20 protein-coding genes and 1 tRNA gene are annotated in these 18,492 nt (G+C 68.1%); 13 read left to right on the top strand and 8 right to left on the bottom strand.

Going from position 1 to position 18,492, the window contains the following annotated elements; genetic code table 11:
• Positions 1–262: 262 nt before the first annotated feature.
• On the bottom strand, positions 263–661 hold the full coding sequence (locus NKG96_RS03785; protein WP_254537126.1) for an Hsp20/alpha crystallin family protein: 399 nt from the start codon (positions 659–661) through the stop codon (positions 263–265).
• A 58-nt stretch (positions 662–719) separates the two neighbouring features.
• Positions 720–1,781: a type II glyceraldehyde-3-phosphate dehydrogenase gene (locus NKG96_RS03780; RefSeq protein ID WP_254537125.1), complete on the bottom strand. Its 1,062-nt coding sequence runs from the start codon at positions 1,779–1,781 to the stop codon at positions 720–722.
• 171 nt (positions 1,782–1,952) lie between these two features.
• Between NKG96_RS03780 and NKG96_RS03775 the strand changes: the two genes are divergently transcribed.
• The 3 genes from NKG96_RS03775 (at position 1,953) to NKG96_RS03765 (ending at position 4,374) form a co-directional block, all read left to right on the top strand.
• On the top strand, positions 1,953–2,903 hold the full coding sequence (locus NKG96_RS03775; protein ID WP_254537124.1) for an aminopeptidase: 951 nt from the start codon (positions 1,953–1,955) through the stop codon (positions 2,901–2,903).
• 178 nt (positions 2,904–3,081) lie between these two features.
• Entirely contained in the window at positions 3,082–3,732 is a 651-nt protein-coding gene (locus NKG96_RS03770) for an HVO_0476 family zinc finger protein (protein WP_254537123.1), read from the top strand.
• Positions 3,733–3,741: 9 nt separating this feature from the next.
• On the top strand, positions 3,742–4,374 hold the full coding sequence (locus NKG96_RS03765; protein WP_254537122.1) for a protein-L-isoaspartate(D-aspartate) O-methyltransferase: 633 nt from the start codon (positions 3,742–3,744) through the stop codon (positions 4,372–4,374).
• Positions 4,375–4,381: 7 nt separating this feature from the next.
• Here NKG96_RS03765 and NKG96_RS03760 read toward each other — a convergent pair whose 3' ends face one another.
• Positions 4,382–4,555: a hypothetical protein gene (locus NKG96_RS03760; protein ID WP_254537121.1), complete on the bottom strand. Its 174-nt coding sequence runs from the start codon at positions 4,553–4,555 to the stop codon at positions 4,382–4,384.
• Positions 4,556–4,696: 141 nt separating this feature from the next.
• Between NKG96_RS03760 and NKG96_RS03755 the strand changes: the two genes are divergently transcribed.
• The 3 genes from NKG96_RS03755 (at position 4,697) to NKG96_RS03745 (ending at position 6,858) form a co-directional block, all read left to right on the top strand.
• On the top strand, positions 4,697–4,999 hold the full coding sequence (locus NKG96_RS03755) for a HalOD1 output domain-containing protein (protein ID WP_254537120.1): 303 nt from the start codon (positions 4,697–4,699) through the stop codon (positions 4,997–4,999).
• A 74-nt stretch (positions 5,000–5,073) separates the two neighbouring features.
• The gene (locus NKG96_RS03750; RefSeq protein ID WP_254537119.1) at positions 5,074–6,084 is read left to right on the top strand and encodes a class I SAM-dependent methyltransferase; all 1,011 of its coding nucleotides are present in this window, start codon (positions 5,074–5,076) and stop codon (positions 6,082–6,084) included.
• Between the two features lie 21 nt (positions 6,085–6,105).
• Positions 6,106–6,858 (top strand): protein-L-isoaspartate O-methyltransferase family protein, encoded by a 753-nt coding sequence (locus NKG96_RS03745; RefSeq protein WP_254537118.1) that lies wholly within the window; start codon positions 6,106–6,108, stop codon positions 6,856–6,858.
• A 1-nt stretch (position 6,859) separates the two neighbouring features.
• Here NKG96_RS03745 and NKG96_RS03740 read toward each other — a convergent pair whose 3' ends face one another.
• On the bottom strand, positions 6,860–7,327 hold the full coding sequence (locus NKG96_RS03740) for a DUF7382 domain-containing protein (protein WP_254537117.1): 468 nt from the start codon (positions 7,325–7,327) through the stop codon (positions 6,860–6,862).
• 75 nt (positions 7,328–7,402) lie between these two features.
• Between NKG96_RS03740 and NKG96_RS03735 the strand changes: the two genes are divergently transcribed.
• Entirely contained in the window at positions 7,403–8,425 is a 1,023-nt protein-coding gene (locus tag NKG96_RS03735) for an ATP-binding protein (protein WP_254537116.1), read from the top strand.
• 24 nt (positions 8,426–8,449) lie between these two features.
• Here NKG96_RS03735 and NKG96_RS03730 read toward each other — a convergent pair whose 3' ends face one another.
• From NKG96_RS03730 to NKG96_RS03715, 4 genes are all read right to left on the bottom strand, one after another.
• Positions 8,450–8,824, bottom strand: coding sequence for a CrcB family protein (locus NKG96_RS03730; RefSeq protein ID WP_254537115.1), 375 nt, complete (start codon positions 8,822–8,824; stop codon positions 8,450–8,452).
• Positions 8,824–9,240 carry a fluoride efflux transporter FluC gene (locus NKG96_RS03725; protein WP_254538110.1) on the bottom strand — a complete coding sequence of 139 codons (417 nt, stop codon included), beginning with the start codon at positions 9,238–9,240 and terminating at the stop codon, positions 8,824–8,826. The genes NKG96_RS03730 and NKG96_RS03725 overlap by 1 nt, the downstream gene beginning before the upstream one ends.
• The gene (locus NKG96_RS03720; RefSeq protein WP_254537114.1) at positions 9,234–9,743 is read right to left on the bottom strand and encodes a group I intron-associated PD-(D/E)XK endonuclease; all 510 of its coding nucleotides are present in this window, start codon (positions 9,741–9,743) and stop codon (positions 9,234–9,236) included. Before NKG96_RS03720 ends, NKG96_RS03725 begins: the two co-directional genes overlap by 7 nt.
• A 219-nt stretch (positions 9,744–9,962) precedes the next feature.
• Positions 9,963–10,035 (bottom strand) — tRNA-Asp (locus NKG96_RS03715).
• Between the two features lie 242 nt (positions 10,036–10,277).
• Between NKG96_RS03715 and NKG96_RS03710 the strand changes: the two genes are divergently transcribed.
• From NKG96_RS03710 to NKG96_RS03685, 6 genes are read left to right on the top strand one after another with little or no spacing between them, the layout of a single operon-like run.
• Complete coding sequence (locus NKG96_RS03710; RefSeq protein WP_254537113.1) at positions 10,278–10,508, top strand: DNA-directed RNA polymerase subunit H; 231 nt, start codon at positions 10,278–10,280, stop codon at positions 10,506–10,508.
• Positions 10,505–12,070 carry a DNA-directed RNA polymerase subunit B'' gene (locus NKG96_RS03705; protein WP_254537112.1) on the top strand — a complete coding sequence of 522 codons (1,566 nt, stop codon included), beginning with the start codon at positions 10,505–10,507 and terminating at the stop codon, positions 12,068–12,070. Before NKG96_RS03710 ends, NKG96_RS03705 begins: the two co-directional genes overlap by 4 nt.
• Position 12,071: 1 nt before the next feature.
• Positions 12,072–13,898 carry a DNA-directed RNA polymerase subunit B gene (rpoB, locus tag NKG96_RS03700; protein ID WP_254537111.1) on the top strand — a complete coding sequence of 609 codons (1,827 nt, stop codon included), beginning with the start codon at positions 12,072–12,074 and terminating at the stop codon, positions 13,896–13,898.
• Between the two features lie 3 nt (positions 13,899–13,901).
• Positions 13,902–16,856: a DNA-directed RNA polymerase subunit A' gene (locus tag NKG96_RS03695; RefSeq protein ID WP_254537110.1), complete on the top strand. Its 2,955-nt coding sequence runs from the start codon at positions 13,902–13,904 to the stop codon at positions 16,854–16,856.
• Complete coding sequence (gene rpoA2 / locus NKG96_RS03690; RefSeq protein WP_254537109.1) at positions 16,856–18,052, top strand: DNA-directed RNA polymerase subunit A''; 1,197 nt, start codon at positions 16,856–16,858, stop codon at positions 18,050–18,052. The genes NKG96_RS03695 and rpoA2 overlap by 1 nt, the downstream gene beginning before the upstream one ends.
• Positions 18,052–18,471 (top strand): NusA-like transcription termination signal-binding factor, encoded by a 420-nt coding sequence (locus tag NKG96_RS03685; RefSeq protein ID WP_254537108.1) that lies wholly within the window; start codon positions 18,052–18,054, stop codon positions 18,469–18,471. Before rpoA2 ends, NKG96_RS03685 begins: the two co-directional genes overlap by 1 nt.
• The last annotated feature ends 21 nt before the right edge of the window (positions 18,472–18,492 follow it).

Genomic DNA, 18,492 nt, shown 5'->3' with positions numbered 1-18,492 from the left:
CCGGCCGACCGGAGGGCGCACCGAGGCCGCCACTCGGGGCAGGAAGCGGACCTACAGGTCGTCGGTGCGGCCGTCGTTTCCACCCCCTGTCGCCCCCGGAGGGGTTCCGCGAGAAGCAGTACGCGCTCGCGAGCGTCATGCTCGGCGTGACGCTCACTCACCCAGCAGGGGAACGAGGACGTCCACGACTCGGTAGACGAACGACGTACCCGTCGATACGGGGTGAGACGCGAGCAGTGGTGCGGAACGGACCGGGGGAGACTCAGTCGAGGTCGATGTTCGCGGAGGCGTCGGCGCGCCCGAAGGTAATCTCGAGGATGCCGTTCTTGAACGTCGCGGAGGCGGAGTGCTCGTCCACGGGGACGGGCAGGCGGAGGCGTTCCTCGTACTCGCGGTGGTCCGTCGCGGCGCCGATGGTGAGGGTGCGGCCGTCGCACTTGATGTCGATGGCGTCCTTCTCGACGCCCGGCAGGTCGGCGACGACGTAGACGTGGTCGTCGTCCTTCTGGGTCGCGATGTGCACGTCGTCGCCGAAGCCCGCGTCGGCGGCGCTCTGGACGTTGATACCGCCCTCGACACCCATCATCTCGTCCATCATGCGGCTGAGTTCGCGGAAAATATCGTTGAACGGGTCCCGGTCGTCCCTGTCACGTGGTCCCATAGGCGTGTACACGAGCCTTCGCCGCAAAAACCTTCTGAACGGGTCGACGTTCGATTCCTCAGAACCCCATTCCCATGGCCTCGTCCGTCGTCGCCATGCTCTCCTCGGCGTCCGTCTCGCCGAGGACCGCACGGACTGCGTCGACGTTCTCGGGTACCACGTCGGACTCCTGGTGGATGGCCTGGAACAGGTAGAGGTCCGCTCCGGCGGCGTCGCCGCCTCCGCCTTGTTGCCCCTTCGGCGCAACACCGTCCTCGACGGTGATGGACTCCGCCCAGATGCAGTTCTCCCAGATGTCCCCGCGCGGGCGGCCCTGGTCCATCGCGAACTCCTTGAGTTTGCCTGCGCCGTCGATGTCGTAGCTCTCCGGGATGAGGAACAGGCGGGACTCCTCGGCGAGGAGGTCGCGGACCTCCTCGGCGGTGGGCACCTCCTCCAACTGGACGTTCACGCTGTGGGTGTGCATCAGCGTCGCGGGCACCTTCATCCCGAGCGTGTCGATGTTGAGGTCCGGGAAGATGGTGTTCACGTCGGGGCCGTGGTGCGAGGGGAGCGTCACCGGGTTCGGGAGGATGTCGTTGATGGGGCCGCGCCCGGTCTGGCCGGGGTCGCCGCCGCGCCGGACGAGGGTCACGCGGGCCTTCTCCACGCCGTACTCCTCGACGAGCGGGGCGAACAGCCGCGAGAGACCGGTCGTGTTACAGGAGACGACGCGGACGTGGTCCGCACCCTCGGCCTCCGAGAAGTTGCTCCGGGCGTTGAAGCTCACGTCCACGAGGTCGGCGTCCTCACCGCCCTGATAGAGCGCGGGAGTGTCGTACTCCTCGTACATCGACTTGTTGTCCGCACCGATGCCGGAGGGACAGGCGTCGACGACGACGTCCGACGCCTCCACGAGGTCCTCGACCGGTCCCGCGACATCGATGCCCGCCTCCTCGAAGCGCGGCATGCGCTCCTCGATGGCGGCGTAGAGCGGGTAGCCCTTTCGTACAGCGGTCTCCGCCTCGAAGTTCGGGCGGGTCTTCGCGACGCCCACGAGTTCCATATCGGGCTGGGCGGCGACGGCGTCCGCGACGCGCTTGCCGATGGTGCCGTAGCCGTTGATGCCGACTTTCATCATTACTGTTCGGACGTGCCCCGGCGACGGGGATAATTATTTCGCGCTTACTGCGTCCCGCGCACGGATTTACTCGAAAGCGAGTCCTCGGATCGTTCGGCGGGGAGCCCCCCGGTACCCGGGGACTCGACGGATGTGGCAAGGGCTAACCGGCCCGGGCGGGAACTCCCGACCATGAGCGATCACCTCGCGGCCCCCGCCCGGACGGCCATCGAACAGTGCATGGCACTCGGGAGCGACGAGTCCTGTCTCGTCGTCACCGACGACAAGCGCCGGCCAATCGGCGAGGCCCTCTACGAGGCCGCACTCGCCGTCACGGACGACGCGAGCATCCTCCGGTACCCGCCGGGCAACCAGCACGGCGAGGAACCGCCCGCCGCCGTCGCCGCCGCCATGTGCGAGGTGGACGTGTTCCTCGCGCCCACCACGAAGAGCATCAGTCACACCCGCGCACGGTCGGCCGCGATGGAGGCGGGCGCGCGCGGCGCGACCCTGCCCGGCATCACCGAGGAGGTGTTCACGACCGGGCTGGACGCCGACTACGACGCCATCGAACGTCACACGCGCGAGGTGTACGACCAGGTTGCCGGCGCGAGCGAGGTACGGGTCACGACGCCCCGCGGCACCGACATCACGTTCGAACCCGGCGACCGCGAGTGGCGACAGGACACCGGCATCGTCCACGAGGCGGGGACATTCTCGAACCTGCCGGCGGGAGAGACGTTCGTCAGCCCCGAGAACGCCAACGGCACGTACGTCGTCGACGGGACGATGATGCCCCACGGCCTCGTCGAGGGCGAACCGCTGGAGTTCGACGTGGAGGACGGCTACGTCACCCGCATCTCGGACGACGACGTGCGCGAACAGGTCGAGACGGGCGCGGAGGAAGTGGGCCGAGACGCCTACAACCTCGCGGAACTCGGCATCGGGACGAACGTCGCCGTCACCGAACTCGTGGGCAGTGTCCTGCTGGACGAGAAGGCCGCCGAGACGGTCCACATCGCCATCGGCGACGACGCGGGTATCGGCGGCGACACCGACGCGCCCCTCCATCTGGACGGCATCATCCGGGAACCGACCGTGTACGCCGACGGCGAGGTCGTCAAGCTGCCTGCGAGCGAGTGAGACGAGCGAGCAGGTGAGGCGACCTCAATGAGCCGAGTGGTGAAACCGCGAGGCGGCGAGGAAGTGGACCTCCCGTCGGTCGAGTAGCGCCGCCCGGTTCCCGCGGTTCTCGCTCCCTGCGGTCGCTTCGAACCGCGCACACAGACGCCCTTTTACGTCCGCACCAAGAACACGGGATATGAGCGAACCAGCAGAGCGGCTCGCCGTCGCCTGTCCGGCCTGTTCGCCGGACCTCGAGACGGTCCACGAGGTGCTCTCACCGGGCACGACGGCGACCGTCCGCTGTACGGAGTGCGGCCACACGCACAAGACGACCATCGAGGAGGAACGGGAGGTCGAACGCACCGTCATCGTCTCGCAGGACGGCGAGTCGTTCAAGACGCGGGTGTCCGCGCCCGCCGAGGAAGTCGTCGCCGTCGGCGAGGAGTTCATCGTCGACACCGAGGAGGCCCTCATGACCGTTCGTATCACGAGCCTCCAGATAGCGAACGAGCAGCGAGTCGAGAGCGCCCCCGCCGAGGAGGTAGAGACGTTCTGGACGCGCGCCGTCGACAACGTCAACGTCCCGGTGACGCTGAACCCGCGTGACGGCCGCCACGACGCCACGCGGAGCCTGAAACTGCTCCTGCCGGGCGACCAGGAGTTCGTCGTCGGCGAGACGGAGACGTTCGGCGAGGAAGAGTTCACCGTGAAGTCCATCCGCCTGCGCGAGGACGCCCGGGAGTACGACCACTCGCAACTCGACCACCGGGGCGACGGCGCCCTCGCCAAGGACATCAAGCGCGTCTACGGCGACGACGAGACGAGCGACGCCTGGTCGGTCTGGTGACGTGACCCCATGACACACGACGCCGAGCGGAACGCACTCGTCGACGCCCTGTCGCGGAGCGGTCGCGTCACCCGCGAGTCCGTCCTCGAAGCGATACGGACGGTCTCGCGCCACGAGTTCGTCCCCGAGGAGTACCGCGACCGGGCCTACGAGGACCGACCGCTCCCCATCGGGCACGACCAGACCGTCAGCGCGCCGCACATGGTCGCCATCATCTGCGACCACCTCGCCCTCTCGCCGGGCGACCGGGTGCTCGAAATCGGGACGGGGTGTGGCTACCACGCCGCCGTCACGGCGGAACTGGTCGGCGCGGGCAACGTCTACTCCATCGAGTTCCAGTCCGAACTGGCCGACGCGGCCCGCGAGCGACTGGCCCGCCTCGGCTACGGGGGCGTCCACGTGCGCGCTGGCGACGGCCACGAGGGGTGGCCCGAACACGCGCCCTACGACGCGGCGTACCTGACCTGTGCGGCCGCCTCGCTCCCCGATAGCGTCGTCGAACAGGTCCGGCCCGGCGGTCGCGTCGTCGCCCCGGTCGGGACGGACGTCCAGGAACTCGTCGTCGTCGAGAAGGGAGAGGACGGGTCGCTCGACCGGCGGACGGACGGGCGGGTCCGCTTCGTCCCCATGCGCGGCGAGTGAGCATCGGTCAGGTCGGCTCGAACCGAAGCGTCTCTACGTCCCCGCTCGTCCCGTATCCAACGCTGTGGTCAGACGCCGACCGGTGCGCCTCCGCCAGACGACTCGCGAGACCCTCGCGGCTCGCCATGCCCTCGAACTCACACTCCAGACACCAGACCGTCCACCCATCGATCCCCTCCATGGTCGTGCCTACGATTCGTCACGTATAGGTATTGTGCGGAGTGGTACCGCACCGTAGAGTCGGTTCGGACGAGACTGGCCCTCACGACACCCTCATCCGCTAGCCACCGGACTTACTAGTCAGATGTGAGTACCCCGGCGCATGCCGGAGGGAGAGGGACCGATGGTCGACCTGTTCGCCGAGTACACGCAGGTCTACCGAACCACTGTGGCGGGAGGTGAGAGTCTCAGGACGGCAGTGGCAGACGCACTCGTCCCCGTGTCCGGCGACGGTCGCGAGCGAGTGCTGGCGACACTCGACGGCGTCGTCGACTGGGACGACCTGCAGGCCCTCGTCGGCGAGACGACCGATACGCCCGGGAACGCGGGCTACGTCCCCTTCGAGTACGGGTACCACCTCGTCGTCGTCTCGCTCGGGGGGACACTCCGGGTGTATCGGACCTGATGGCGTGTCGTGGGGTGGAGATGGCTCGCAGGCCGGTCGCCCATCGTTTTGTCGCTCGCCGCGGTACGTGAGGCATGCCCACCCGAGACCGCACGACCGGAGACTACCGCGAACTGCTCCTCCTCGCCGCCGCCCGGCACAGCGGCGCGCTCGACGCACTGGTGACGACGACGGGGACGCCCGAGGGCGTGGCCGCCGAGACGGGCGTGAGCGAACGCGCGGCAGCCCTCGTCGTGACCGCACTCGCCGACCGGGGGTTCCTCCGGGAGGTGGGCGGGGAGTACCAGCCCACGAACCGCCTGCTCGGGTTCGTCACGAAGACGGACGTGCGCTCCATTGGCCGCCTCCCGCACGCCCTCGACGTGTTGGACGACTGGGTGGCGCTCCCCGAGACGATGCGGACCGGCCACCCGCCCGACCGGGGCGAACACTGGCTCCGCAACGAGATGGGCGCGGGCGCGGCCCGCGACGACACTGCGGTCAGGGCCGCCGTCACCGCCGCCGTCCGCGAGCGCCCGGCCGCAGCGTCCGTCCTCGTCCTCGCCGACCCGGCGGGCAGGCACGCCGTCGAGTTCGCCGAGCGCGGGTTCGACGTGACGCTCCTCGACACGCCCGAACGGACCGCGGTCAACCGGAAGAGCCTCGAACACGAGCGAGTCCGACTCGTCGCCGGGGACCCACTGGTGGACCTCCCCTCGGTTGACGCCGCTCCCGTCGACCTCGTCTTCGCGACCGGCGTGCTCCATCGCCACGACGAGGCGGCGGTCCGGCGACTGTTCGAGAACGCCCGGGCGGCGGTCGCCGGGACGGGCGAGGACGAATGTGGGACCGACCGGGCACGCGAGGGGAATGCTGACGGACGGGCGAACGGGGGAGGCGGTGTCGCCGTCGTCGTCGACGCGGTCCGCGGCGAGACGCCGGACGCGTCGCTCGTCGCCCTCGAGGCCCTCGCGTCGGGGGGGACCGGCGCGTGCCACGACGCGGCGGCGCTCACCGGGTGGCTGGCCGATGCCGGGTTCGCGGGGAGCGTCGAGGCGGTCCCGGGACTGGCCGACCGCGCGGTCGTGGGCCGCGCGATTGATTAGCGTCGAACCCCGACAGCGAGCATGGACAGCGCGGTGCTCCGGGACGACATGGTCGACAGCCTGGAGTATGAGGCGAAGGGCTGCGTCCGGAGCGACAGTGTCAGCGTCGCCATGCGGGCCGTCCCGCGCCACGAGTTCGTGGGCGACGAACGCGCCGCCTACGCCGACCGGGCCTTCGAGCGCCACGGGACCACCGTGCTCGCGCCGAGTACCGCCGCCCGCCTGCTGGAAGCGCTGGAGACGGAACCCGACGACAACGTCCTCGTCGTGGGCGCGGGCGTCGGCTACACCACCGCCGTCGTCGCCGAGATAGCCGGGGCCTCGACGGTACAGGCCGTCGACATCTCCCGCCGGATGGTCCTCGACGCGCGGGCGAATCTCGCCGCCGCCGGCTACGGCGCGGTACTCGTCGACTGCCGCAACGGCGGCGACGGCCTCCCCGAGTACGCCCCCTACGACCGGATTCTCCTCGAAGCGGCCGCGCTCGAACCGCCCCGGGCACTCGTCCGACAACTGGCCGACGAGGGCCGCCTCGTGATGCCACTCGGCGGGAACCAGCAGTCGCTCGTCGCGGTAGACGCCGCCGGGCGGGTGTCGGAGCGCTTCGGCCCCATCGCGTTCCAGCCAATGCTCGTCGACGGCGAGCAGTCGGGTACCGTCGAGCGCAACCGGACGGTCCGCGAGGACCGTGAACACGCCGAGCGCAACTCCCACGGCCGGCGCGGGTGGGAACAGGAGTGGCTCGACTGGGACGAGCGCCTCGACTCGCGGTGACCTACTTCCCCTCGACCACCAGCACGACCGTGTTCTCCCGGCGGTCGACGTACTCACTCCCGGCGGGGGGTTTGACGGTGAACTTCACCGTCCCGTCGACCTGATTCGGTCCGAGTCTCGGGGCGACGTCGAACGTCGCGAACCCGCTCGCGTTCGTCCTGTCGTCTTTCACGCCGTCGAGCCGCGCGGTCCCGCTCTTCGCGATGACGGTCGCCCCCTCGACGGGCGTTCCGTCCGGCGTCACGACCTGTACCGCGAGTTCCTCGTCTCCCTCTCCGACCACCTCGGGGACGGGTTTCGTGTCCAGTTCCACCACCGCGAGGCCCTGCACGCCCGAGAGCATGTTCATCATCACGCTGAGGCTGGCCACCCCAACCACGAGGGCGATGACGAGTCTGATGGGCAGTCCCTCGATGGCGCGGTCGTCGCGGACGAGTGCACGGAGTCGCTCGCGGAGTCGCTGTCGCATACCGCCGGTGGTCCCGTCTCGGTACTTGAACCCTCGTGCGAGCGTTGAAATCGGTTCACGGGACCACCCCGCCCCATGCACGTACTCGGCGCCCCGGCGGGCGACCTGCGCGGCCCCGTCGGGCACCTCGGCGCGTACCGCGCCCGCGACGGGAGCCTCGGCGAGGAGGTGGGACTCGACCTCGGCGGCCCCCACGCCGCCCTCGTCGTCGGCAAGCGCGGGGCGGGAAAGACCTACACGCTCGGCGTCCTCTGCGAGGAACTCGCCCGCGTGGACGCCATCGCGCCGGTCGTCGTGGACCCGATGGGTGCGTTCCGGACGCTCGCTGACGCCCCCGGCGACGTTCCCGCGTCGGTCGTCGACCCCTCGGTCCGCGCGGACGCCCTCGACCCGCGCTCGTGGTGTGATCTCCTTGGCCTCGACCCGACGGGCGCGACGGGGGCGCTGGTCTGGCGGGCCGCGACGGAGTGCGACACGTTCGCCGGGATGCACGAGTTCGTCGCGAACGCGCGGGCCGACGGGGACACGCGCCGCGCGGCCGCGAACCACCTCGCGCTCGCCGCCTCGTGGGGCGTCTTCGACGCCGATGCGCCGGACCTCTTCGGTCCCGAGGTGACCGTCCTCGACTGCTCGGGCCTCGACCGCGCCCCGATGAACGCCGTCTGTCGGGCCGTCGCGGACGACTGCTACCGGGCGCGCGTCGAGGGGAGCACGGACCGGCACCCGTGGCTCGTCGTCGACGAGGCCCACGCCTTCTTCGACGGCCTCGCGGCCCCCGCGCTCCGGCGACTCCTCACGCGGGGGCGCGGGCCGGGCGTGAGCCTCGCGGCGGCCACCCAGCGCCCGAGCGCACTCCCCGCGGTGGCCGTCTCGCAGGCCGACCTGCTCGTGAGCCACCGACTCACCGGCCGGGCGGACCTCGCCGCCCTGCGCGATGCGCGGCCCACCTACGTCGACGAGTCGCTGGCCTCTCGGATGCCGGAGCGACCGGGCGACGCCCTCGTCGTCGACGACGCGACGGAGGGCCTCCACGCGATTCGCGTCCGCGAGCGCGTGACGGGCCACGGCGGCGCGAGTCCTCGTATCAGCGGGGAGTGACGAGCGCCCGTCGCCCCTCGCCCGTCACCCGCCGAACCCGAACACGACGCGGACGAGGACCCACGCGAGGCCGATGGCGAGGCCCGCTCCGAGGAGGTTCCCGAGGGCGTTGGCGGCCGCTCGCCGGCGGGCACCCGTCTCCCAGAGGCGGACCGTCTCGAAGGAGAACGACGAGAACGTCGTGAACGACCCGCACGCGCCGGTGCCGAGCAACAGGAGCAGGTCCCCGCCCACCCCCGCGAAGACGAACGCCGCGAGCGCGAAACTCCCGAGGACGTTCACCGCGAGCGTTGCCACTGGGAACCGCTCGCCGTCGAGTCGCTGGGCGACGGCGTGGCGCAAGAGCGCACCGACGGCCCCGCCCGTCCCGACGACGTGCGCCGGGTCGAACTCGACCACTACGGCTCACCCCATTCGGCGATGACCCCGGACGCGTCGCTCCCGTCGAGACGGAGCGCCAGCCACCGGCCCATCAGCACGCCGCCGAACCCGAGCGCGTAGCTCGCGACGACGTTGCCGAGCATCCACAGCGGCTCCAGTTGGACCGTCTGGAGTGCGAACGTGCTGTAGGTGGTAAAGGAGGAGAGAAAACCCGTTCCCACGACGGCCCGCGTCTCGTCCGCGAGGGCCCCGGTGTGGATGGCCTCGTAGAGGACGAATCCGAGGGCGAAGCTCCCGAGGACGTTCACGAGGAGCGTCCCGGCCACGTCGGGCGTGACCAGTCCCACGAAGTAGCGCAGGTTCGCCCCGGCGAACCCGCCGATTGCGACCAGCGCGAGGACTTCGAGTCGCCGGAGCGTCGTCGTCTTCACCAGTCTGGGCACCCGTTCGTCCGAGGGTCGGAGCGAGGGGGTTTAGCGGTTGTGCGTTCGAGACGGGACGAGAGCGCGACTCGAACCCCGTCAGTCGAACCGTTCACCGAGTTCGAAGTCTGCGGCCCAGTTGATGGACGACTTCGGGCCTTGGGATGTGGTTCTTCGACCCTGAGTCGCATCTCGCCACGCTCGCTCTCGGCGATGTCGACCCAGTAGACGGTGTCGTCGGGGGCGGCCACCGCGTACGCGTCTACTTCGTCGGTCGAGTACCCGGTATCCACACGGTCGCCGCCGTTCACCGTCGAACTGTAGAGCTTGAACCGGACCGTCCCGTTCACTCGACTTCCGGTCTTGCACTGGACGCGGTAGAGTTCGTCACCGTCGTCAGCGACGAGGTCGTACCGGTCGCTGTCGCCGAACGGAACCGACACTGACGGACCACGGTCCATCAGTGCCGGCAGCACTCTGGCCTCTGCCTCGTCGCCTCGCCGTGGCGTGTTCATATCCGAGACCTCACCCCCCTCGGTATCTATTATCTCGGTACGAGCGAGGCTGGACGCCTCGCTGGGTGCGTTGGTTCCTGAAAAGCGCCCGAGGCGGGATTCGAACCCTGGTCGCTCCTTCCAGTCGCTCTCTGGTTCAAATCATCTGTCGTCGTTTCGTTGCTCACGTGAGCCGAGCACACGCTCCGCGGTGCTCGGCGAGTTGTTCGCAACAGAAAGCGCCCGAGGCGGGATTTGAACCCGCGTCACGACCGTGACAGGGTCGTATGATGGGCCACTACACCACCCGGGCTGAACGCATTCAATCGTAGCGCGGTTCCACATTTAACCCTTTCCAAACGGGAGCGGTAGCAGTCGTGGTACCGCCGCTCACGGAGGAGGCAGATTGACGGTGGTGGGTCACGAATCGCACAGCAACCGCCGGGGAAACCCGGGTTCAGCAGCGCCGCTGCCCGTCGTTAGTAAGCGTTATGTGTACAGGACAAGTAGCGCGCTGTAGTATCTCGTGATAGCCTTCTCCACCGTCAGGAACCCATGGTAGACGCAACAGAACACGACCTCGTTCCGGAGCACACCCTCGTCGACGAGGAGGACCTCGAGGCTGTGCTGGACGAGTACGACATCGACCGTACAGACCTGCCGAAGATCAAGCGCCGTGACCCGGCCATCCGCGACCTCGACGCGGAACCGGGCGACGTCGTCCGCATCGAACGCGACTCGCGAACCACCGACCGTGCCATCGTTTACCGACTCGTAATCGAATGAATAGACAAGACCGACGCGCCATCTCGAGAGAGTACTTCTCGCGCGACCGCCTGGCGGAACACCACTTCCGCTCGTTCAACGCGTTCCTCGAACGGGGGATGCAGGAGGTCGTCGACGAGAAAGAGACCATCGACACCGACATCGGCGACAAGGAGGGGCAGGAGCCGGTGTACGTCGAACTGGGCGACGTCCGCATCACCACGCCGCGAGTGCGCGAGGCGGACGGCTCCGAGGAGCTACAGTACCCGCAGGAGGCCCGCCTGCGAAACATCACCTACGCCGCGCCGGTGTTCATGGAGATGACTATCATCCGCGGCGGGAAAGAGGAGGAAGAACACGTCGTGGACACCGCCGAGACGAAGGTGGGTCGGATGCCCATCATGGTCGGGTCCTCGAAGTGCAACATCGCCGGCTTCTCCGAGGACGAACTCATCGAGATCGGGGAGGACCCCGCCGACCCCGGCGGCTACTTCATCGTCAACGGCTCCGAGCGCGTGTTGATGACGAGCGAGGACCTCGCGCCCAACAAGATCCTCGCCGAACACGACACCAAGTACGGCGACGACATCCAGGTCGCCAAGACGTTCAGCCAGCGTCGCGGGTACCGCGCGCTGGTGCTCTGTGAGCGCAACCGCGAGGGCCTGCTCGAAGTCTCCTTCCCCTCGGTCTCGGGAAGCATCAACTTCGTCACCCTCGTTCGCGCACTCGGTCTCGAATCGGACGAGGAGATCGTCCACCGGGTCAGCGACGACCCCGAGATCGTGAAGTTCATGCTGGAGAACCTGGAGGCCGCCGAGGTGCAGTCCACGGCGGAGGCCATCGAGACGCTGGGCAAGCGCGTCGCCTCGGGTCAGGGCAAGAACTACCAGCTGAAGCGGGCGAACTACGTCATCGACCGCTACCTGCTCCCGCACCTCCACGAGGACGGTGTCGACGAGGAGGAAGTGCGGATGAACAAGGCGTACTACCTCTGCCGGATGGCCGAGGCGTGTTTCGAACTCGCGCTCGACCGGCGGGAGGCCGACGACAAGGACCACTACGCCAACAAGCGCCTGAAGGTCTCGGGCGACCTGATGCGCGACCTGTTCCGCACCGCGCTGAACAAGCTGGCACGCGACGTGAAGTACCAGCTCGAACGCGCGAACATGCGCAACCGGAAGCTCTCGGTGAGCACGGTGGTTCGTTCGGACGTGCTGACCGAGCGCCTCGAACATCCCATCGCCACCGGGAACTGGGTGGGCGGGCGCTCCGGCGTGAGCCAGCTCGTCGACCGGACGGACTTCATGGGCGTGCTCTCGCACCTCCGGCGGCTCCGCTCGCCGCTGTCGCGCAGTCAGCCCCACTTCGAGGCGCGTGACCTGCACGCGACCCAGTGGGGTCGCATCTGTCCCTCGGAGACCCCCGAGGGGCCGAACTGTGGGCTGGTGAAGAACTTCGCGCAGGCGATGGAGCTGAGCCAGAACGTGGAGGACGAACGCGGTCTGAAACGGGAGCTCTCGGCGATGGGCGTCGAGGGCATCCCGGGCATCGAGACGTTCGAACAGCAGCCAGCGGACGACTAACATGAGTCAGGGACGAGAAGCCAAAGTCTACGTCAACGGGAGTCTGGTCGGGACGCACCCCGACCCGAACAAGCTCGCGAGCGACATCCGGCAGGCCCGCCGCCGTGGCGACGTCAGCCAGATGGTCAACGTGAGCGTGAAAGAACGCACCGGCGAGGTCATCGTCAACGCCGACGCGGGGCGGGCGCGCCGCCCCCTCATCGTCATCGAGGACGGCGAACCCCGCGTCAGCGACGAGGACATCGAGGCCGTCCGGAACGGCCAGCTGGAGTTCGAGGACCTCGTCGAGACGGGGGCCATCGAGTTCATCGACGCCGAGGAGGAGGAGGACATCTACGTCGCGGTCGACGAGGAGGAACTCACGACGGAACACACCCACCTCGAGATCGACCCACAGCTCATCTTCGGTATCGGTGCCGGGATGATTCCGTACCCCGAGCACAACGCGTCACCCCGTATCACGATGGGGTCGGGGATGATCAAGCAGTCGCTCGGCCTGCCGAGCGCGAACTACCGCATCCGCCCCGACACCCGCCAGCACCTGCTGCACTACCCGCAGCTCTCGATGGTCAAGACCCAGACCACCGAGCAGATCGGGTTCGACGATCGCCCCGCCGCCCAGAACTTCGTCGTCGCGGTGATGAGCTACGAGGGGTTCAACATCGAGGACGCACTCGTCCTCAACGGCGGCTCAGTCGACCGCGCGCTCGGCCGCTCGCACTTCTTCCGGACGTACGAGGGCGAGGAGCGCCGCTATCCCGGCGGGCAGGAGGACCGCTTCGAGGTGCCCGACGACGAGGTCCGCGGCGCTCGCGGCGAGGAAGCCTACACCCACCTCGACGAGGACGGTCTGGTCAACCCCGAGACGATCGTCGGCGAGAACGACGTGCTTCTCGGGAAGACGTCGCCGCCGCGCTTCCTCGAAGAGCCAGACGACATGGGCGGCCTGTCGCCCCAGAAGCGCCGGGAGACGAGCGTGACGATGCGCTCGGGCGAGAACGGCGTCGTCGACACGGTCACGCTGATGGAGGGCGAGGACGGCTCGAAGCTCTCGAAGGTGAGCGTGCGCGACGAGCGCATCCCCGAACTCGGGGACAAGTTCGCGTCGCGACACGGCCAGAAGGGCGTCGTCGGCCACATCGCCCCGCAGGAGGACATGCCGTTCACGCAGGAGGGCGTCGTGCCCGACCTCATCCTCAACCCGCACGCCCTGCCGTCGCGGATGACGGTGGGTCACGTTCTGGAGATGCTCGGCGGGAAGGTCGGCGCGTTCGAGGGCCGGCGTGTCGACGGGACGGCCTTCCAGGGCGAGGACGAGGACGAACTGCGCTCGGCGCTGGAAGAACACGGGTACAACTCCGCGGGCAAGGAGGTCATGTACTCGGGCGTCACCGGCGAGAAGGTCGAGGCCGAGATCTTCGTCGGGGTCATCTTCTACCAGAAGCTCTACCACATGGTCTCGAACAAGATTCACGCGCGCTCGCGCGGGCCCGTACAGGTGCTCACGCGCCAGCCCACGGAGGGGCGCGCGCGTGAAGGTGGGCTGCGCGTCGGGGAGATGGAGCGCGACGTGCTCATCGGACACGGCGCGGCGATGGCGCTCAAAGAGCGCCTCCTCGACGAGTCCGACCGCGAGTTCATCGACATCTGCGGGAACTGCGGGATGACCGCCGTCGAGAACGTCGAACAGCGCCGCATCTACTGTCCGAACTGCGAGGAGGAGACCGACATCCACGAGGTGGAGATGAGCTACGCGTTCAAGCTGCTGCTCGACGAGATGAAGGCGCTCGGCATCGCCCCGCGAATCGAACTGGAGGACGCAGTCTAACCCATGAGTGTCAACCAATCCCCCAAGACCATCGGGAAGCTCAGCTTCGGGCTGATGAACCCCGAGGAGTACCGCGAGATGTCGGCCACGAAGGTCATCACGGCCGACACCTACGACGACGACGGCTTCCCCATCGACATGGGGCTGATGGACCCGCGTCTGGGCGTCATCGACCCCGGGCTGGAGTGCAAGACCTGCGGGAAGCACTCGGGGTCGTGCAACGGGCACTTCGGCCACATCGAACTGGCCGCGCCCGTCATCCACGTCGGGTTCTCGAAGCTCATCCGCCGGCTCCTGCGCGGCACCTGTCGCGAGTGCTCGCGGCTCTGTCTCACCGAGGACGAGAAGGCGGAGTTCCGCGACCGACTCACGCGCACCCGCCAGCTGGGCGACGACCTGAACGACGTGACGAAGGCCGCCATCCGGCAGGCCAGAAAGAAGAACCGCTGTCCGTACTGCGGCGAGAAGCAGTACGACATCAACCACGAGAAGCCCACGACGTACTACGAGGTACAGGACGTGCTCTCCTCGGACTACGCCGAGCGCATCGCGGCGGCCATGGAGGGCCGGCCGGTCGGTGACGAGGAGGAGGGCGACGTGGACCGGGCCCCGAAGTCGCCGACGGACCTCGCCGACGAGACGGGCATCGACTCGGGGCGCATCAGCGACATCCTCTCGGGCGAGTTCCGTCCGCGGCCCGACGACCGGAAGGCCCTGGAGAAGGCGCTGGACGTCGACCTGACCGAGGAGGACATGAACAAGCTGATGCCCTCGGACATCCGCGACTGGTTCGAGGACATCCCCGACGAGGACATCGCGGCCATCGGCATCGACGCCGAGAAGTCCCGACCGGAGTGGATGATTCTGACCGTCCTGCCGGTGCCGCCGGTCACCGCCCGTCCCTCCATCACGCTGGACAACGGCCAGCGTTCGGAGGACGACCTGACCCACAAGCTGGTGGACATCATCCGCATCAACCAGCGGTTCATGGAGAACCGCGAGGCGGGGGCCCCGCAGTTGATCATCGAGGACCTCTGGGAACTGCTGCAGTACCACGTCACGACGTTCATGGACAACGAGATCTCGGGCACGCCGCCCGCCCGTCACCGCTCCGGGCGTCCGCTGAAGACGCTCAGCCAGCGGCTGAAGGGCAAGGAGGGGCGCTTCCGTGGCTCGCTGTCCGGCAAGCGTGTGAACTTCTCCGCGCGGACCGTCATCTCCCCGGACCCCACCCTCTCGCTGAACGAGGTGGGCGTCCCGGACCGCGTCGCGACGGAGATGACCCAGACGATGAACGTCACCGAGCGCAACGTCGAGGAGGCTCGCCGCTACGTCGCGAACGGCCCGGAGAAGCACCCCGGCGCGAACTACGTCAAGCGGCCCGACGGCCGCCGACTGAAGGTGACCGAGAAGAACTGCAAGGCGCTGGCGGGGATGGACGAGGACAACGAAATCGAGCAGTTCGTCAAACCCGGTTGGGAGGTCAACCGACACCTCATCGACGGGGACATCGTCATCTTCAACCGACAGCCCTCGCTCCACCGGATGTCCATCATGGCCCACGAAGTGGTCGTGATGCCGTACAAGACGTTCCGGCTGAACACCGTCGTCTGTCCCCCGTACAACGCCGACTTCGACGGGGACGAGATGAACATGCACGCCCTCCAGAACGAGGAGGCCCGCGCGGAGGCGCGCGTCCTCATGCGCGTACAGGAGCAGATTCTCTCCCCGCGCTTCGGCGAGAACATCATCGGGGCGATTCAGGACCACATCAGCGGGACGTACCTGCTGACCAACGAGAACCCCCAGTTCAACGAGACGCAGGCGCTCGACCTCCTGCGTGCGACGCGGGTGGACGAACTGCCCGAACCCGACGGCGAGGACGAGGAGGGCAAGGCCTACTGGACGGGCCGGACCATCTTCTCGGAACTCCTGCCGGACGGTCTGGACCTGGAGTTCACCTCATCGACGGGCGACACCGTCCTCATCGAGGACGGCCAACACGTCGAGGGCACGGTGGACGAGGACGCCGTCGGGGCGTTCGGCGGGGAAGTGGTTGATACCATCTGCAAGCAGTACTCGACGACGCGCGCCCGGATGTTCATCAACGAGGTGGCGACGCTCGCGATGCGCTCCATCATGCACTTCGGGTTCTCCATCGGTATCGACGACGAGTCGGTCCCGCGGGAGGCGGAAGAACAGATCACCGAGGCCATCGACAACGCGTACGAACGGGTGCAGGAACTCATCGAGACCTACGAGAACGGCGACTTGGAGAGCCTGCCCGGTCGGACCGTCGACGAGACCCTCGAGATGAAGATCATGCAGACGCTCGGCAAGGCCCGCGACAGCGCGGGTGACATCGCCGACGAGTACCTCGAGGACGACAACCCGGCAGTGGTCATGGCCCGGTCGGGGGCGCGTGGGTCGATGCTGAACCTCACGCAGATGGCCGGCTGTGTCGGCCAGCAGGCGGTGCGCGGCGAGCGCATCAACCGCGGCTACGAGGACCGCACGCTGAGCCACTACCAGCCCGACGACCTGAGCGCGGACGCCCACGGCTTCGTGGAGTCGTCCTACCGGTCGGGGCTGACCCCGCGGGAGTTCTTCTTCCACGCGATGGGTGGCCGCGAGGGGCTGGTGGACACGGCGGTCCGGACCTCGAAGTCCGGCTACCTCCAGCGTCGCCTCATCAACGCGCTCTCCGAACTGGAGACGCAGTACGACGGCACCGTCCGGGACACCTCGGACACCATCGTGCAGTTCGAGTTCGGCGAGGACGGCACCTCGCCCGTGACCGTCTCCTCGGACGAGGAGAACGACATCGACGTCGAGGCCATCGCCGAGGGCGTCCTCGAGGCGGAGTTCGACGACGACGGTGACGAGTTCCTCGACGCACAGGACAAGCAGACCAACCTCTCCGAACACATGGACCACTTCGCGACGGGTGACGACTGATGGTGAGCGACGACATCGAGACGGCCGTCGAGGGGAGCGAACTCCCGAAGCGGCTGAAAGACGAGGTGTACCGGGTCATCGACGAGAAGGACATCGCGGACACCGAGACGGCGGTTCGCGTCCTCGACCGGGTCGAGCGACGCTACCTCGACACGCGGGTCGACCCGCTCGACCCCGTCGGAACCGTCTCCGCGCAGTCCATCGGGGAACCGGGGACGCAGATGACGATGAACACGTTCCACTACGCGGGCGTCGCCGAGATCGACGTGACGCAGGGGCTGCCGCGCCTCATCGAACTCGTGGACGCCCGGAAGACCCCGGACACCCCGATGATGACGGTCCACCTCGAAGACGAGTACGCCGAGGACCGCGAGAAGGCCCACGAGGTCGTCTGGAAGATCGAGGCGACGCGCATCCTCGCGCTGGGTGACGTCTCGACGAACGTCGCGGACATGCTCGTCCGCATCGACCTCAACGAGGAGACCCTGGAGGAGCGCTGGCCGACCGTCTCGCACACCGAGGAGGTCACGCAGGAGATCGCCGAGACTATCGAGTCGAAACTCGGCGTCGACACCGTCACCCCCGAGGGGACGGTCATCGAGTTCGGCCCCGAGGAACCCTCGTATCGCGGCCTGCTCCAGCTGGTCGAGGAGCTGCGCGACGTCGTCTTCAAGGGCATCGACGACGTCTCCCGCGTCGTCATCCGCAAGGAGAAACTGGAGGACGACCGCGAGGAGTTCGTCCTCTACACCGAGGGGTCGGCCTTCGGCAAGGTGCTCGACATCGAGGGCGTCGACGCCTCCCGGACGACGTGTAACAACATCCACGAGATCTACCGACAGCTCGGCGTGGAGGCCGCCCGCGAGGCCATCATCGAGGAGACGATGAACACGCTCGAAGAGCAGGGGCTGGGCGACGTGAACATCCGCCACCTCATGCTCGTGGCGGACATCATGACCAACCCCGGGACCATCGAGTCCATCGGTCGCCACGGCATCTCCGGCGACAAGGACAGCGTCCTCGCGCGTGCGGCGTTCGAGGTCACCGTCAACCACCTGCTGGACGCCGCCATCCACGGCGAGGTGGACGACCTGAACGGCGTCACGGAGAACGTCATCGTCGGCAAGCCCATCAAGCTGGGCACGGGTGACGTGACCCTTCGGATGGGGTCGCGTCGCGAAGAGAGCGCCGACTGATGCGCGTCACCCTCACGGACGAGGCACGGCAGTTCATCGCCCTGTTCGAAGACGAGACGGACGTGGCGGCACGCGACTGCGTCGTCGAGAACGACCGCATCGTCTTCCTCGTCCCGCCGGGGGAGATGGGCAAGGCCATCGGGTCGGCCGGCGAGCGCGTCAAGCGCGTCGAATCCCGCGTGGGACGGTCGGTCGAACTCGTCGAGGACGCGGACACGCCGGAGGCGTTCGTCGCGAACGCGCTGGCGCCGGCGGCGGTGTACAACGTGACCATCAGCGAGAACGAGGACACCGTCGCGTACGTCGAGGTGGCGAGCGAGGACCGCGGCGTCGCCATCGGCAAGGAGGGACGGACCATCGACCGCGCCCGGACGCTCGCGGCCCGGCACTTCGACATCGACGACGTCGAACTGACGTGAACTGAGCGGGCGACGCCGTCC

This window comes from Halomarina litorea (assembly GCF_024227715.1).
Classification (GTDB): domain Archaea; phylum Halobacteriota; class Halobacteria; order Halobacteriales; family Haloarculaceae; genus Halomarina; species Halomarina litorea.
Note: the sequence above shows the minus strand (reverse complement) of the source record. Positions and strands in the feature narration are given on the sequence as shown.